The organism is Acetobacter thailandicus (genome assembly GCF_011516655.1).
Lineage (GTDB): Bacteria > Pseudomonadota > Alphaproteobacteria > Acetobacterales > Acetobacteraceae > Acetobacter > Acetobacter thailandicus.
The window spans coordinates 14,442-30,415 of the sequence record NZ_WOSV01000007.1 but is presented as its reverse complement, the minus strand read 5'-3'; the positions used below and the strand labels follow the sequence as shown (position 1 = coordinate 30,415).

Annotated in this window: 13 protein-coding genes; 5 read left to right on the top strand and 8 right to left on the bottom strand. The window is 45.9% G+C overall.

Annotated elements, in window-relative coordinates:
- The first annotated feature begins 12 nt into the window (after positions 1–12).
- Positions 13–942 (top strand): acyltransferase domain-containing protein, encoded by a 930-nt coding sequence (locus GOB58_RS09685; protein ID WP_173560057.1) that lies wholly within the window; start codon positions 13–15, stop codon positions 940–942.
- A 418-nt stretch (positions 943–1,360) separates the two neighbouring features.
- Here the strand turns inward: GOB58_RS09685 and GOB58_RS09680 are convergent, their stop codons facing one another.
- Both GOB58_RS09680 and GOB58_RS09675 read right to left on the bottom strand, forming a co-directional pair.
- The gene (locus GOB58_RS09680; protein WP_173560056.1) at positions 1,361–3,745 is read right to left on the bottom strand and encodes a TonB-dependent receptor; all 2,385 of its coding nucleotides are present in this window, start codon (positions 3,743–3,745) and stop codon (positions 1,361–1,363) included.
- A 144-nt stretch (positions 3,746–3,889) separates the two neighbouring features.
- Positions 3,890–4,846 (bottom strand): PDR/VanB family oxidoreductase, encoded by a 957-nt coding sequence (locus tag GOB58_RS09675; protein ID WP_173560055.1) that lies wholly within the window; start codon positions 4,844–4,846, stop codon positions 3,890–3,892.
- A 213-nt stretch (positions 4,847–5,059) separates the two neighbouring features.
- Here GOB58_RS09675 and GOB58_RS09670 point away from each other — a divergent pair, with 213 nt between their 5' ends.
- A complete protein-coding gene (locus GOB58_RS09670; RefSeq protein WP_242005299.1) occupies positions 5,060–6,127 on the top strand; it encodes an acetamidase/formamidase family protein in 1,068 nt (355 codons plus the stop codon).
- 492 nt (positions 6,128–6,619) lie between these two features.
- On the opposite strand, the gene GOB58_RS09665 is transcribed toward GOB58_RS09670, so the two are convergent.
- Genes GOB58_RS09665 through GOB58_RS09650 form a run of 4 tightly spaced genes read right to left on the bottom strand, consistent with a single transcriptional unit; the run spans position 6,620 to position 11,060 of the window.
- Positions 6,620–7,819, bottom strand: coding sequence for an aromatic ring-hydroxylating oxygenase subunit alpha (locus GOB58_RS09665; RefSeq protein WP_086635288.1), 1,200 nt, complete (start codon positions 7,817–7,819; stop codon positions 6,620–6,622).
- Between the two features lie 25 nt (positions 7,820–7,844).
- A complete protein-coding gene (locus tag GOB58_RS09660) occupies positions 7,845–8,669 on the bottom strand; it encodes a TauD/TfdA dioxygenase family protein (protein ID WP_173560053.1) in 825 nt (274 codons plus the stop codon).
- 13 nt (positions 8,670–8,682) lie between these two features.
- The gene (locus GOB58_RS09655; RefSeq protein ID WP_173560052.1) at positions 8,683–9,954 is read right to left on the bottom strand and encodes a zinc-binding metallopeptidase family protein; all 1,272 of its coding nucleotides are present in this window, start codon (positions 9,952–9,954) and stop codon (positions 8,683–8,685) included.
- The gene (locus tag GOB58_RS09650; protein ID WP_173560051.1) at positions 9,951–11,060 is read right to left on the bottom strand and encodes an LLM class flavin-dependent oxidoreductase; all 1,110 of its coding nucleotides are present in this window, start codon (positions 11,058–11,060) and stop codon (positions 9,951–9,953) included. Before GOB58_RS09650 ends, GOB58_RS09655 begins: the two co-directional genes overlap by 4 nt.
- A gap of 142 nt (positions 11,061–11,202) precedes the next feature.
- Here GOB58_RS09650 and GOB58_RS09645 point away from each other — a divergent pair, with 142 nt between their 5' ends.
- The 3 genes from GOB58_RS09645 (at position 11,203) to GOB58_RS09635 (ending at position 14,281) form a co-directional block, all read left to right on the top strand.
- Positions 11,203–12,216: a helix-turn-helix domain-containing protein gene (locus GOB58_RS09645; protein ID WP_233127639.1), complete on the top strand. Its 1,014-nt coding sequence runs from the start codon at positions 11,203–11,205 to the stop codon at positions 12,214–12,216.
- A 203-nt stretch (positions 12,217–12,419) separates the two neighbouring features.
- On the top strand, positions 12,420–13,664 hold the full coding sequence (locus GOB58_RS09640; RefSeq protein WP_158092914.1) for an MFS transporter: 1,245 nt from the start codon (positions 12,420–12,422) through the stop codon (positions 13,662–13,664).
- Positions 13,661–14,281 (top strand): cysteine hydrolase family protein, encoded by a 621-nt coding sequence (locus GOB58_RS09635; protein ID WP_173560050.1) that lies wholly within the window; start codon positions 13,661–13,663, stop codon positions 14,279–14,281. The genes GOB58_RS09640 and GOB58_RS09635 overlap by 4 nt, the downstream gene beginning before the upstream one ends.
- A gap of 73 nt (positions 14,282–14,354) precedes the next feature.
- On the opposite strand, the gene GOB58_RS09630 is transcribed toward GOB58_RS09635, so the two are convergent.
- Entirely contained in the window at positions 14,355–14,954 is a 600-nt protein-coding gene (locus GOB58_RS09630; RefSeq protein ID WP_086635294.1) for a nitroreductase family protein, read from the bottom strand.
- Positions 14,955–15,037: 83 nt separating this feature from the next.
- Positions 15,038–15,832 (bottom strand): 4,5-DOPA-extradiol-dioxygenase, encoded by a 795-nt coding sequence (ygiD, locus tag GOB58_RS09625; protein WP_173560049.1) that lies wholly within the window; start codon positions 15,830–15,832, stop codon positions 15,038–15,040.
- Between the last annotated feature and the right edge of the window lie 142 nt (positions 15,833–15,974).

Here is a 15,974-nt window from a genome sequence, read left to right as displayed (position 1 = left end):
AGGTGAAATCTGATGAGTAATAAACTGGCTATTCTGTGCTCAGGGCAGGGAGGACAACACCCTGGTATGTTTGATATGATTGCCCATTGCCCGGAGGCTGAGGCTATCTTTAATGATACAAAAGAGATTTTAGGAGAAGACCCCAGAGTTTTTGTAAAACAAGAGAATACAGAAAATCTGTTTACAAATCGAAGCGGGCAGATTTTATGCTGCGCGCTTTCTCTCGCCTTATATGCGGTTCTTCAAAAATATTTATCCAAATATAGAGTTCTCTTTGCGGGGTATAGTGTTGGTGAATTATCTGCGTGGGGGCTCGCCGGATGCCTGACACCTCACCAGGTTTTAGAACTGGCAGCCCATCGGGCAGAACTGATGAATGCCGTAAGCCCGGCCGGAGCGGGTCTTGCCGGTATAGCTGGTTTGCCACGATATCTCATTGAAGATATTGCTAACAAAACAAATGTATGGATTGCCATATCAAATACAGAAGAGGCAGTTGTCGTTGGTGGAATGAGGGAGAATCTGGATCTGGCCGTGGATCTCGCACTTAAAGCCGGGGCAGCAACAGCGCGCTGCCTGAAAGTAGCAGTGCCTTCACACACACCTTTGCTGGAGGCCGCTGTTGCTCCTTTACAGCAAACTCTGCTTGCCATGCACCCTGCATCTCCTGGGGCAGGAGTAAGGCTCATTAGTGGCCTGGATGGCGAGCCGGTCTTTTGTATACAAGAAGGAGCAGAACGACTTGCAAAACAGGTCGGCTCTATGGTGCGCTGGGATGCGTGTATGCAGGCTTGCGTTGAAACCGGAAGTCAACATGTGCTTGAACTCGGACCTGGGACAGCTCTGGCACGTATGGCGCATAATAGTATTCTTGCAGGTACAAATGTACGTGCCATGGAAGATTTTCACTCTCTGTCGGGGCTACTTTCGTGGTTGAAATGATAAATTCAAGTCGACCCGTGTAGTTTTTGTTTTCCAGATTATATAAAAATGACATTACTTTAAATTTAAAGAATTTTGCTGAAAATTATTTAAATTTCACTAAGGGGGACACCCTCCATTTGCGTGCAATAATCACGTCAAAAAGTACATAATACCTTTTGAAAGTTTAAAGACCAGAACCGTATCATAGAGAGGACCAGTGCCTTTGCGATACCGGCCTTAAGCAAGATCCTCTCCGGATCAAGATGAAGCACCTTAACATCCACAGTCCGGGAAAATACTTCGGGTTGATCACCCGGCACGCTCAGTTGAGCAAGCCATTCTTCAACATCAAAGAAACCGGACGGTTTTATCTCATCGTTTACAGTCATCACCTAAAGAGTGGAATCACAGATGTACCCTGATAACAATGGTGATTTTAAAAACTATATCCAACCGTCCCAACAAACTGACGTGGTGCAATATACTGTTCACTTGTCTGATTTGTGCCATAAGGATCAGTAAAGCGCGAATTTACACCAGCAACATTTGTCAGGTTTGTAGCGGCAAATGAAAAACGCCACTGACTGTTTTTGGGTTTGTATTCAAGAAAAGCATTAAACAGGAAATATGCTGGCACATGGTCAAGCCTGGGATTGTCGATAATACGTGCCGCATAATTACCCCGATAAATATATTGCAGGCGAGTTAGCAGTGAGCCGCCGGGTACATCCCATAAATATGACGCTGACAGAGAAGCCTGAACATTAGGCATGCCTGGGGCCTGATTGCCTTTCACATTAGGTGCGGATGCTTCAACAGCTGCCCAGCAGGCTGTGCTGTAGTACTGACCACCATTTGCACATGCAGAGGAGGCACCATATGCTGCATTAACCGTTGACGCATCAAGAGATCGGTAATTTGATGTGATGCGACTTTTTTCCAGTGTTAAAGAGCCATCGACGCGCAGTCTGCCTTCCATTGTTACATAAGCACTTTCCATCTCAATCCCATACAGATTGATTTTGGGTACGTTAGCTATTCCATAAGCATAAGGGTAGGGATCATCAGCAATATACTGCATATTTTTATAATTGGCGTAGAAAGCTGAGAGATTAAACATTAGATGATGATTAAAGAACCAGTTTTTAGTGCCAATTTCATAGTTAAGAATACGCTCAGGTTTAAAATCTGCACTTATAAATTTAGCTGTTGTCGCAACATTCACTCCACCAGGCTTGTATCCTGTCCCAACAGAAGCATAGAGCATACTTTTTATATTTGCTGATGGATTCGTGAGATTATAATCTAACTCAACTTTCCAGGTCGGTACTTTTGTTGAAAAGCTATGCTGACTTGAAGCGTTACCGTAAGCTGAGAACGTATTGCTGTTTGAACTATAGCGATCATAGTTAAAGCGCGCGCCACCCCATAAATGCAATCGTTCAGTAATATGATAACCCAGCTCGACGTAAGGTTGCACAGCAAATCGAGTGGCTGTTTGCTGGTTACCATATTTCAGGTTTCCTGGAGGGCTGGTTGTCAGATTCCCGGGGACAGAAAAATTAGGCCAGCCGGAATAATCTGTGCCACTAAACTCAGTCATATAAGCATGACCTCTTTGTCCCATCACGAAAAGACCAACCTCCCAATCAATAGGCATTGGTCTGCGAGATTTGATCGAAAAATTTTCGGAGTAGTTATTCATTGTATTGTTATTATTAGGCAGTATGTCATACAAACCTAAAATTTTGTCACTTAGATGTGCATTGTCATACTGCTCATGATCGCGAACATGCTGCGCAGCAGTGACTGAACTCAGCTCAATGTCTGATAGTTTCCAGTCGAGGTTCAGGTGGTAAAGTGCTGTTGTGAGTAAGGTTCTGGCTGGGTAATCCTGGTTAACAACACGCGGGTTAGTTGAGGGATCAAGGATGTTTTTTTGCTCTGCACCATGCGGGGTAGAATTATACCATTGTCCTGTCAGGGTAGCTGTAAAATTTCTGAACGGTTGCCACTTAATTGCAATTTTACCGGCATTATCCTGTGCGTCATCCAGGCCATAGCGTCCCAGATAGGGAGAAGTCGTGTGAGCAAATCCTGTATGTGTATAAGACTGAAATGAGCCGCGAATAGCCAGATTACTGGTAATCGGAATATTCAGCTCAGCTCGTCCGCGGGCAAGGTTATAATTTCCTCCAGAGGCCTCAAGCTTGCCAGAAAATTTATCAAAAGTCGGATCAGCTGTTTTAATAACGATGGCACCACCTGGCGCACTCTGCCCATATCGGGTGGCCTGAGGTCCGCGATAAACATCTATAGAAGAAAGATCGAAAAATGTCTGATCAAGGGAAACAGAGTTAGCGATGTAAACACCATCAATAAAAACCGGTACTCCTGTTGATGTTGTCAATGTGTTCTGGGCAGTTTGCATGCCCACACCACGTATCTGGATATTGGTCTGATAGCCTGCCGTTTTTGCGATATTCAGACCAGGAGCAAGACCATTCATTCCGGAAAGGCTGGTTACATTCTGATGCTCGAGGGTTGCGGCACTAATGGCCGTAACAGATGTAGGTATGTTTTGAACGTTTGGTGTATTAGACGCCCCATGAACCTGAATAACTTCAGGACTTGCTATAGCTGGTTTTGGGAGTTTCCTGTTTCTGACTGCTGATGTATGCCGGTTATCAGTAGTCTTAACTGTGATTTTTTTACTTCCAGTTGTTGCAGCCCTGATTTCAGTTGTACAATTAAATGAGACAAAAAGGGTCAGGATAGTGCTGTTCAACGCAATATGACGAAGCCACGAACCTGTGCGCATGAGTTTCTCCTTGCGTTGCGTGCGGCTAAAGCAGCTGCATTATGCTGACCAGTTTAGAGATTGCAGAGTTGCTTTTTCTTGCTTCCAGCTCCTGCATTATGTTCTGGAAACGAAATAAAATCATCATAACGTTACGTTATCGTATTATATATCCAGAACAATACGGGGTGTTTTTACGCCTGAACAGCATATCATCATTGTTTCACCACGTCGTTGTTCATCAGCCGTTAAAACACTATCACGATGGTCTGCAACACCTTCAAGTATGCGTGTTTCGCACATACCACATACTCCCTCTGAACACGAAAAAGCAGCGCTTATACCAGCTTCACGTAAAGCTTCAAGTATAGTTTGATCAGATTTAACATGAATATTACGGCCACTTTTTGCCAAAACTACTTCAAAACCATCATGTTTTTCAGGATTTGCTACAGCACTGAAATGCTCTTTGTGTCTTTGTATTTCAGGGAAAAAAGAAAAATTTATATCAAAGTCTGTCATCATACGATTAGGTCCACAGCAATAAATATGTGCATCTGTCCGGCAATTTTTGGCCAGAGATGATAGTGATAAACGAGGTTGGCCATTGCTGGGAAAATAAGATGTCAGACGTTTTCCTGATTGCATCAGGATATCATCGAAGAACACAGCTTCTGCTTGGGAGGGGGCGGCATAATGTAACTCCCATGTTGAACTACGTTGCATTAGCGCACGAGCCAGTGACCAGATGGGTACTATACCAATACCACCTGCTATCAGAACATGATGTGGTGCCATTTCAGAAAAAGTAAAAAGGTTTCTTGGTATTCCAATATTGAGAATATCACCCACTGAAACCTGATTATGTAGCCATAATGAGCCGCCACGGCCGTGATTTTCACGCTGAACTGCTATTTGATAATGTGTCTGGCAACCAGGAGTGTTTGTGAGTGAATACTGACGAATAATCCCCCCCTGTATTGGCATATGAACATCAATATGTGAACCAGCTACTACAGGAGGCAAAGAAAGCTTTGATACAGGCTCAAACGTCAGACTTATAATCCGTGTAGTAAGAGGTGTTATGCGTGTGACACGCATTGGTAAAACTGAATTCGTCATTGGCAGTTCACCAGTATGAGAAAAAAAAATGTTCTTTTGACAATCATATCCCTCCTTACAAAAACAAGATCATAATAGGGCTTGTGCGCGCGTGTTAAGGATATGGGCGCTCTGATACAATTCCAGCTTATTATCTTCTTTCTATAATGATGAGCTCAGATATTGTTCCGGTATCAAAACCACTTCTGTGTAGAGGTAATATTAATGGTTTTTATGTGTGATTCAGGGATAACCCGCTTATCTGGTCAGCCAAAGGCCCTACATCATCTTAAAGCGACGCCACATAATGTTCACTGGGGCTATTTTGATGCGTCACTTGCTCCGGCTGTTATTATTAACTCGGGAGATTTAATTCAGGCTGAAGCCCTGACACATCATGCTGGTGATGACCCCAATTTATTAATGGATGACGCCATGCATCATATATGGAAAACCATTCCTGAAGCTGATCGCACTCCGGGTGTACATCTGATGACCGGGCCTATTTATATTCGTGATGCCAAACCTGGTGACATGATCGAAGTACGCTATCTCTCTATGACGCCACGCTTTCATTACGGTTCAAATCTCGCAGCACATTGGGGGCAGCTTTATAGCGAACTTGGGGAGCGTGAACGGGTAACTATTTATAACCTTGATACTGCAACAAATATGGCTCATGCTGTTTATGCATATGATATAAAAGAAAAATATTTGACGCCGGGGCGTATCAATAGCTGCCCTGAGTGTGATCGTCAGCCGGCCTTAAAGGGGGTTCGTGTTCCAGTAAGGCCTCATCTGGGTACTGCTGGAGTTGCTCCTGACGTCGCTGGCAGAGTGAGTACTGTTCCGCCTGGTCTGCATGGTGGCAATATTGATAACTGGCGTATAGGTTCTGGTGCGACAATGTATTATAAGGTACAGGTTGATGGTGGCCTGTTTTCTATCGGTGACCCGCATATTAGCCAGGGCGACGGTGAAATTAGTGGTACAGCTATTGAAGCATCTTTGGACGTTCTTTTTCAGGTCATATTACGAAAGGACTTCACTTTTCGTTCTCCTCTGCTGGAAACTCCTGAATATTTCATTGTTCATGGTTTTGGAGACACACTTGACCGTGCGGCAAAAGAAGCTTCGCTCGATATGTTATCATTGCTTAAAGAAACAGGTTTATCCTCTGATGAAGCCTATTCTCTTCTTTCCGTTTCAGGAGATTTGGGTGTAACCCAGGTTGTTGATGGAGTGGTCGGTGCGCACATGAAAATAAGACGTGATAGCCTGCCTGAAAATCGTAAATCATGAGACTCTGTAGTATAGTTTACACGACTGCCTTAAAGGTAATATTACTTTAAGTCTGATGAGTTGAGAAAGTTGCCAGAAGAATAATTTTCAGACTGGAGCGGTGATCGCAATGTTCCGGTCTGAAGAGCATGGATATGATTTTATCAGAATAAAAGCGAGTTTTCTGCTCTGCTATTTAGGCACAGGACTCATTTTTTAAGATAGAAGATGAAACGTGCGGCGATATGAATTGCGGACCATACGCTTTCGGAGCATTTTTCTACTGAAGTCCGTTACAGAGCACATAAACGATCCCTCTCAGAACAGCAGGTCATCCACGCGTGGTATGCTGTGCGTCAGAGGAAAAAACGGCTTAATCCACTCCATCTGACGTTCATATAGCCTAACCTACGGTCAGGGACTTCGAAATGATGTGTATCTGATGAGATAAATACAAATAGTCAAAAGGCAGTTCAATATCTTGCCTGCCTTTTGCTGATTACACCTTTCTGATTAAAATTCTGTAAAATCTTTACGTTTCAATTTGTTCCATGTGTCACAATACCGAGGAACCAGCCAGGTATTAAACAAACGTTGTGCACCTTCCTGCCATGAATATCGTCCACGCGGCGCGAAACGTGAGCGCAAACCAATTTGGACCATTTCATCAACATGAAGATCCTGATCGATGATTTCGCTGGCCGCCAGAAAACTCATTGCCATTTTTTGCTGATATGCCGGATCAGATTTTGCCTGTTTTGTAGTCAGAACCCCCTGATCTACTCGATGACTTTCAGGACCATCAGCCCGAAGAATAAGATAAATGATAGAATCTGTCGTCATCACCAGCGATAATGTAGGTGGAACATTAGCAAAAACCATACGATGACGTTCATCAGCGGTCAGGTCAGGGAAAATCGGAAAAACAGCTCGTTGTGTAGCATTAAAAGCCGCATCAGGATGTAGCGTACGGTTTGTGCGGTAGTATCCTGCCGTATTATCAGGCAGGTCATCAGGAAATTCTGCCAGCTCACTGGGAATGAAATCATGCAGTGGCCCCTGATGTAATTTACTGGCATGGTAACCGTCATTGTTGTTTTCAAACATGACTTTCCAGTTCCAGGGGTAACTTAATTCCTCAGTTGGTTTTTCGCCTTCAGCTTGAGAAAGATTATATCCTTTCAGCACTTCAGAGACTTTTGTAAGACGTGGTGCAAGTGGTGCTGCATTTTGATCAAAATTAATAAAAACAAAGCCCTCCCAGATTTCGAGAGCAAAAACTGGAAGATTAAAATTTTCTTTGTGGAATTTACATGATTTTTCCATAGCCGGAGCAGAAGCCAGAGAGCCATCAAGTGCGTAGGTCCAGTGGTGGTAAGGACAAACAAATGCCCGGGCTTTACCACTCCCTTCAGCAACCAGCATAGCACGGTGCTGGCATACACTCGACATTGCCCTCAGGACGCCATCTCGTCCACGGGCAACAATCAATGGTTCATCAGCTATAAATGAGGTGAAATAATCGCCAGGGTGAGCTGCCCATGTTTCACGTCCGACACAAAGCCATTCTTTTGAAAAAATAGCTTCTTTTTCAAACTGATAAAACTCAGCATCTGTATAGCACAAAGGTGGCAGGCTTTCAGCCTCTTCTGTCGGCAGAACAGAGGTTTTCATTGCGTCAAATAACGCATCATTCAGAATAGGATGTGTCATGGTCAGTCCAGATCGCAAAAAGGTATCAGAAAGGCTTATCGCCTGAGATGGTCACACGAAAACCAGAACGTACCGCAGGGTAATAGTCCCATATCGCCTGATGCTGCGTGCACCGATTATCCCAAAAGGCCACAGAATTAGGTCGCCAGCGAAAACGTACCTGAAAATCTGCCGCCATACAGTGGCGGTAGAGCATACTCAGCACAGCATCACTTTCGTGCTTTGAAAGCTGAGGAATGCGCGTTGTATAAGACTGATTAACAAACAGGCATTTCCGTCCGGTTTCAGGGTGTGTACGCACTATAGGGTGTTCACTACATGGAAAGGTCTTTCCATTATTGCCGACAATAGGGCGGTAGACATGTTCTCCATCATGAATGGCTGTCAGACCATCCAGAAAGTGACGCATCGGTTCAGACAGAGCTTCATAAGCGGCATACATTGATGAAAAACATGTGTCACCGCCATAATCAGGCACAGTGTTCATCATTAGAATACTACCAAGAGGTGGTTCATTATTGCAGGATAAGTCTGAATGCCAGTTTTCACCGGCAACAAATTTTGAATCCGCATCTGCGTGAATAGCCACAACCTCAGGATAGTCAGGCAGGCCTGATACGCCTGAGTGAATAGCCAGAGAGCCAAAGGAACGCCCAAAGCGCAAATGATCCTCATGTGACAGTGGCTGATCACGAAAAAAAATGACCTGGTAGCGCAAAAGTGCGTCACGTATTTCTTTTACCGTCTTTAGTTCCAAACTGCATGTCAGATCGACACCTTCAATTTCGGCTCCTATTCTGGCCGTCATGGGGCGGACGATAACATTACCTTCAATGCAAGCTGTTTTCATTTATGAAGTCTCCCTAAGCAGCAACACCACAAATTTTAATGGCTGTCTGTGCGTAAAGCAGCGTTGTCGTCACAAAATCATTAAGTGTTGGTCGCCAGCGGCGCGGTCCAAAAGTTACGGCAGGAATTCCCGCCCGATTAAAAACATTATGATCGCGCCACATAGAGGCATAAACAGGATCAGCTACTTCCAGGTTTGTGTGACGTACAGCCTGTGTTGCTTCAGAAATAGCCTCCAGTAAGGGTGCGACTTCCTGCTCGCTGGCAACAGCTCCCTGACGATAGGCAACACATTCAAGTGCATAAGAGCCAGAATCCTTAATGACAGTTTCTAAAGCACGCCTTACATCCTGCACACGATCAATGGCGGAAAGCCCGACTTCGATATACAGAGCGCATACCCCTGTGCCGCCCCCCAGGCTATAAGGTAAACCGCCTTTGATAGCGCCGATCTGCACTTTAGGAATGGTGGTTCCCCAAGGTGTTTCGAACCGGTGAGCACGTTCAAACTCTGGTGCCCAGTTATGAAGGCGTTCAATTACCTCACCCAGTCGGTAAATTGGGTTAGGGTGGTTTTTGACAGGAGCATCTGAGTTGAATAGAGGAGTGAAAATTTGCTCGCCATAAAGGCTGAGTCGAAAAATTGCATAACCCGCGCCCTGAGCCGTTACAGCAAAATCGGTACCTTCAGCAGCAATCATATAATCAGGAGCTATACCGCCGTTTGCCAGCAGATAAGCTGCTCCCACATCTTTTCCCGACTGTGCTACTCCTTCACGTTCATCAATCGGATCAGGGCCTATCTCACCGGGACAAGCCGCCATATGCAGCCGTCCGGCCAGCTTTATGCCTGCTTGTTGAATCAGGCTGCCGGCCATTAAAAAACAGGCCATGGGGCCACGGTCATTAGAAATCGCAGCACCGGTAAAAATACCATCATGCTCCGCAACAGGCTCTTCCGGTGTAGCATGTGGAGACACACACCAGCGTGCCTCCTTCGGGTCAAGTCCACCCTCTGTATCGAGATGTGATGCAATCAGGAGGTCATGCGCTTTTTTCTCAGCCGGTGCATATCCGCCAATACTTCCTATAACATGGAAACGTTCCGGCACAGCTGAAACACGGCGGGGATGAAAGCCTTCTTCAGCCATCCAGTGTTCAATATATTCTCCGGCTTTGCGTTCGTACCCCTGCGGAGAGGGAATACGACATAACTCAAGAATACGCTGACGCAGCGTATCACGGTTAAGGAGCGCCTCCAGCTGGTGTGTCAGGGCGTCTGTCATGCACTGTACCGTGCCCTCAGAGCTGGTAACACCTCTTTTGCCAGATTTTTTAATCCTTTTTCATAATCAGGGAAAATCAGCATAAGACCATCCAGACCTGTCTCATCAATAACCTGTTCGATCCGCTTAATGATGGTGGCTGATGAGCCGGCAATATGAGGTGCCATAAACCCTGTTCTGGCTCTGGCGGTCATTGCATTTTCTTTGCCAATTTCGGCATCTATCATTCCGTACGAGCGGAGCATGTTACGAAAACCCTCCTCATCAAAGCCTTCACGAAATACATTCATTGTATTTTCTGCTTTAGCGTCAGTCTCTTCCTGCACGATAATAGCCATAGCGTAAGTGCGTAACCTGCGCCCGGCAGCCTTAGCTTTTTCTTTTGCCTTCTGACTAATGTCACGCATTTCGGCATCATCTCGGCCGCCGATAAATAATGCATCTGTATTATGAATAGCAAAATCCATACCTTTTTCAGACTGCCCTGCAGCAACTACAAAAGGCCTGGGTTTCTGAATGGGTTTGGGTTCAGAAATACAATGATTGAGTTTTATATACTGACCGTTGGCAGAAATCTCGCCTTTTTCTTCCCACAGGCGACGTACGGCTGACATCCATTCAGAGGCGTAATCATAACGAGCATCATGACCAAGTGTTTCGGGCCAGGCACCCATTTGTGCAAACTCATCTTTAAAAGCACCAGGCACAACATTAAGGCCTGCTCGTCCGTTACTTACCTGGTCAAGCGTTGTTATCATTTTCGCGACAACTGCAGGGTTATGCAGCAGTGTCTGAAAAGTCGTCCATATCTTAACACGCTTTGTCTGAGCGGCCAGCGCGCTCATCAGGACAGTAGAATCAAGCGAGATATCCCATTGCTGATTAAGGCCACCATACCCACGAAATTTTGCCATCGACATGATAAAATCAAGACCAATTTCTTCAGCCAGCACTGCGGCTCGACGATTATACTCATACGATCCGTCAATTTTTGGTGCAGTCGTTGAGAGTATCCAGCCACCATTCGCAATCGGCATAAAAATACCAAAATCCTTTCCTCCGTTTTCTGAGGGCAGATCAAATACCGGCGATGAAATTCTGGGCATGGGCCCTTCTCCTTTTAGCTGGCTAATCGTTTCGCAAACCGATTGTAAAGTCCACGAAAATATTACACATTCGTTCCAATCTGTTTCTTGTCTGAATGTGATGCTTATTTGTATGCTCCCGGCTGATTGAGAGGATATCACCGTGCAACCATGGACTTTTGACCTTATAAATCACACAGACCAGCCAGCTGCGTATGTATGGCGTCAAACGCTTGCACGCCTGTCGTTACCAGAAGCGACTCTTCTTCCGACGATGAATACTGAACACCGTTTTGATCTGCGTCAGAACACAGTGGGTCGCGTTATTCAGGTTGTTACACCACTGGGTATCGAAATTACTCGCCTGACAGGATCGCCGCAGCGGATTGCCGGACGTTACTCTGCCCAGACAGATGGTGTATGGCTCGCCCTGCTGCTATCAGAAGAAGGCCCTGCAGGCGCTCCCGCTGCCATGTTGGAATCAGGTGGTAAAAGCTGGCCTTTCAGTGCCGGATCGATTGCCTGTGGCTCTCTGGCCACTGATGCTGTGCTGACACTCCCCCGATTTTTTTCAATGCTGTATGTCAGGCTACCCAGGTTAGCTCTGCATTTTCGTCTTCTCGCACCTACACCTCTGCGCGTTGGTGTGCTTGATCCGTCACCGGGAATAAGGCAGGTTCTTGCCGGCTTTCTACAGTCTCTGGGGGGCTCTCTTGAAGCTATGGATGTCCGACAGCTGCGAGCCATAGAGCTTTCCTTATCAGAGCTTTTGATAGGCTGTGTACTCAGTGACCCTGCTTATGGTGGGGGGGACAGGCCATTTAACAGACGTATTGCCGCTATGCACAGCCTATGCCAGCTGATTGAATCAGAGCTTACAGATCCTGACCTGACCATGACTGCTGTTGCACGTAAGCACGGTATTTCCCCACGAAGTTTGCAAAAGCTTTTTGCCAGCACAGGGCAAAATTTTAGCCAGTACCTGCGGCAACGACGCCTGGCACGATGCCATGATGACCTCGCCAGTCCTCATTCAGCTCATCTTTCCATCTCAGAAATTTGTTTTCGATGGGGATTTAATGATGCCGCACATTTTAGTCGCAGTTTTCGCTACACCTATGAAATGACCCCCCGTGAATGGCGTCGGTATTCTCTTGATAAAGCTACGGAGGAATAGCAGGGGAGATGGTCGATATAAATGATATTTATTTATTGCACAATCGGAACATAATATGGTCTTCTCATACAAGAATATCTCTGCCGATACGGCATAGCATCTTCTGATGCTGGCCGTGTCTTTGCGATATTCATGGCCAGAATTTTGGACAACCCACCCTTCCTTTTATGTCAGGAGGGGTTTCTGATGCGGAGCTTTGTCCCATGCCTCTTGCCGTCTCCAGCGAAGATCTTACTGTGATACCGCTTGTAAAGCGTGCAGCGCTTTCAGCACCCCGACGTTATTTTGCTCTTGCTGCTGTTACAGCATTATATTTTTTTCTCATGGCAGGCTCATTTAATGCTTTGGGCGTTGTTTTGCCTGCTATGGTGAGTGACCTGCACCTGAACTGGAGCGAAGCAGGTTTTGGCTTTACTCTTCTGGGGCTTGCCTGTGGGCTGATCAGCCCTTTGCCAGCAATTACTATAAGACATTTTGGCATTGTAGCTACGCTTATCAGTGCAGGGTGTCTTCTCGCTTCCGGTTTTGCTTTTTTGGCAATGGCTGTAAGTAAGTTTGAATATGATCTGGGCACATTGCTTATAGGCTGTGCCTTTACACTTGGAGGTACAGTTCCGGGCACATATGTTGTTGCGAACCTGTTTGAGCAATCAAGCCGCCCCATGGGGTTATATTTTGGGATTGGTGGACTAGGGTCAATTGCAGGGCCACTTTTATATATTGGTATAAACAGCACGTTGCATGGATGGCGACCATTCTGGTGGTTTTGTGCTCTTGCAACGAGTTTATGCAGTATTATTGCAGCACTGATTGTTCATGGCATTCCCTTTGACATCGCGCATGATAATACCATACGCAAGCGCGGATGGCCTGCCAGAACTGCCCTGCGTTCACCGGCTTTCTGGGTTATTGTTACGGCTTATACAGGCTGCCTTGCTATTAGCACGACACTTCATAGTTTTTCTGTAAAGCATTTTACCGAACATGGTTTATCAGCCACACATGCTGCTGAAATTATGTCTATGGTTGCTTTGCTTGCCGCTGCCGGTGCTTTTATAGCTGGTGAGGCTGGTCGTGTTGCTGGCGGGCGTATACTGACTGGTGCAGCCACAGCAGCGCTGATGCTGGCTTCGGCTACTCTTCTTATGCCCCAGAGCAGTCTTACACTTGGAGTTTTTATTGTTACCATGGGCTTGGGGGTAGGTTTATCTTACGTTGCCAGTGCAATGCTACTGCTTGAGTATTTTGGTACGCGTCATAATCTTGAACTTTATGCAACCATGTGTCTCATTTCGACGGCTGCGGCGTTTGGTCCCTGGCTGGGAGGACTTATTCATGACAGTACTGGTAGTTTTCGTATGATTTTTATGGCGTTTGCAGCGATTGGTCTGCTTCTTACTCTGGCTCTCGCCTTCTTACGTCGACCAAGTTTACAGGATGAGGCATGAGATCTTTAGCTCAGCATGTTGTACCCTCACGCACAGCATTACTTGTTATAGACATACAAAAAGATTTTGCTGCACCCGGCTTTGTGATGGCTCAGAGCGGTATGGATATACAGGCAGCGGAACAGGCAATATCACACTCAGAGCATCTGATTGCCGCTGCCCGCAAAGCGGGTATCACGCCATGGTTTATACGCGTTGTAACGCGATCTGAAACAGATTCACGCGCACTCAGGCGGTTTATGATACGCTCGGGTATGGCTGATGAAATTTCAATTTGTCGTGCTGACACAACAGGTTCTGAGTATTACAGAGTGACACCACAGCCGGGAGATCCCGAAGTTGAAAAACTACTTTATAGTGCTTTTTCAGGAACAGATCTTGAGACCCATCTTAAGAGCAAAAAGATAGAAACTCTCATTTTGTGCGGTTTCACAACTGATTGCTGTGTAGATGCCACAGCGCGTGATGCATTTCATCGTAATTTTGATGTTTTTATTGCTCAGGATGCCTGTGCAGCTTTTGATGTTAAAACACATAGAAATGCCCTGGCTATTCTTTCTACTCACTGTGCAACATCTGTATCCGTCCAGGATTTGATAACTGCGTGGACTACATAAATCTGGTAGTTTTTTATAAAGTTTAAAACTACCAGATTTTGAAAATTATTTTTTAAAAAAGACAGGTTGCTTTTTATTGAGATATAAAGCGACCTTCAAACGATAGCTTTACAAGTTCTGTCCGTTCAGAAGGAACTTCGCGCTCGCGAATACCTTCCGGTAAAATGTTGGCATCACCTTGTTTACCAATAACCAGAGCCGCATGAAGTGCATATTCCTCTGGTAGCTCTAGCCCTGCACGTGCCAGCTCTGCGTCAAAGCCACTTACCGGGTGGGTTGCCCAGCCTGCTTGTAACGCCTGCAGCTGAATGAGCATGCTTGCTGCACCAGTATCAAACGCATGAGTCGGTGCTGGCCGGGGTTCAGGGCTTGAAGAAGAAACTGTTACTGTATGAGAGGCAATATAAACCAGAGCTGATGCGTTTGATGCCCATGATTGGTTAAAGGGAATCAGCCATGACACAAAACGTTCCCACTCCGGTGTGTCGCGGCGTGCATAGATAAAACGCCAGGGCTGATTATTGTAGGCGGAAGGAGCCCAGCGACCAGCTTCAAGAAGTGCCAGAAGTTCACTTTGAGTAATTGGTGCTGCTTCAAATGCGCGTGGCGACCAGCGATCAAGAATGAACGAAGCTGCATCAGATAAAATTTTACGTGAAGGGGCTGTAGTCATAGAAAGATTACTCCTTTATTGCAGGTAGATGAGATCATAAAAATGTCAGTCCGACCAAAAATCTGTCACTGGTATGCTGAAGATCAAGGCCACCAGGCAACGCTGGTCATACTGAGTGAACTATGTTCAATATGCCGCGGCTCGAAAACAATACGGTCTTCAGGCTGTGCAGCGCCCAGTGTATAAAATAATGGCCAGAAATGATCAGGAGAAGGAACAGAAAGTGATGCTGATTCTCCCTGTGTTTCGTAATCAATAATGTCCTGTATATTTCCTTTGGCAATCGCCTGGACGATGTAATCATCAAATGACTGCGCCCAGGGATAAGGCTGACAATTCTGATTTCCCCAGTCCATACGTGGAAGATTATGAACAATATTGCCGGTACCAATAATTAAAATACCTTCATCGCGCAGAGGCTTAAGTTTTTGTGCCAGCGCATAATGTTTCTGTGGGCTGCGCGTTATATCAAGACTGAGCTGTACAATTGGAATATCTGCATCTGGCCAGGCTTTGCACAACACTGACCATGTCCCGTGATCAAGTCCCCACTCCCAAGTGTCGAGCGTAACAGATACCGGAGCAAAAAGTGAAGCGATTTTACGGGCCAGGTCAGGGCTGCCTGGGGCTGGGTACCGCACGTCAAATAATGCTTTTGGCAAAGAAGGGCCAAAATCATGTATGGTTGGGGGCACAGGCATGGCTGTAACAGCTACCCCTCGTGTAAGCCAGTGTGCTGAAACAGACAGAATAGCTTTTGGGCGACCATAATCCTGTTCCACGCGCAGAGCCATGTGGCGCCAATGCTGTGTTGTTACGTTATTTTGCAACGCGATAACAGGGCTTCCATGCCCAAAAAACAAAACTGGCATACGCATGTCTGTTTCCTTTTCTTCTTTTACAACATCAGAAACGATGCCTGCTCACAATGGAGGTAACGTGCAAAGCCAACCAAGAGGGTTTTTTCTGTCTTATGAGTAAGTTGCCTGTGCATGCTAATCTATGGCGCATTCAGACAAG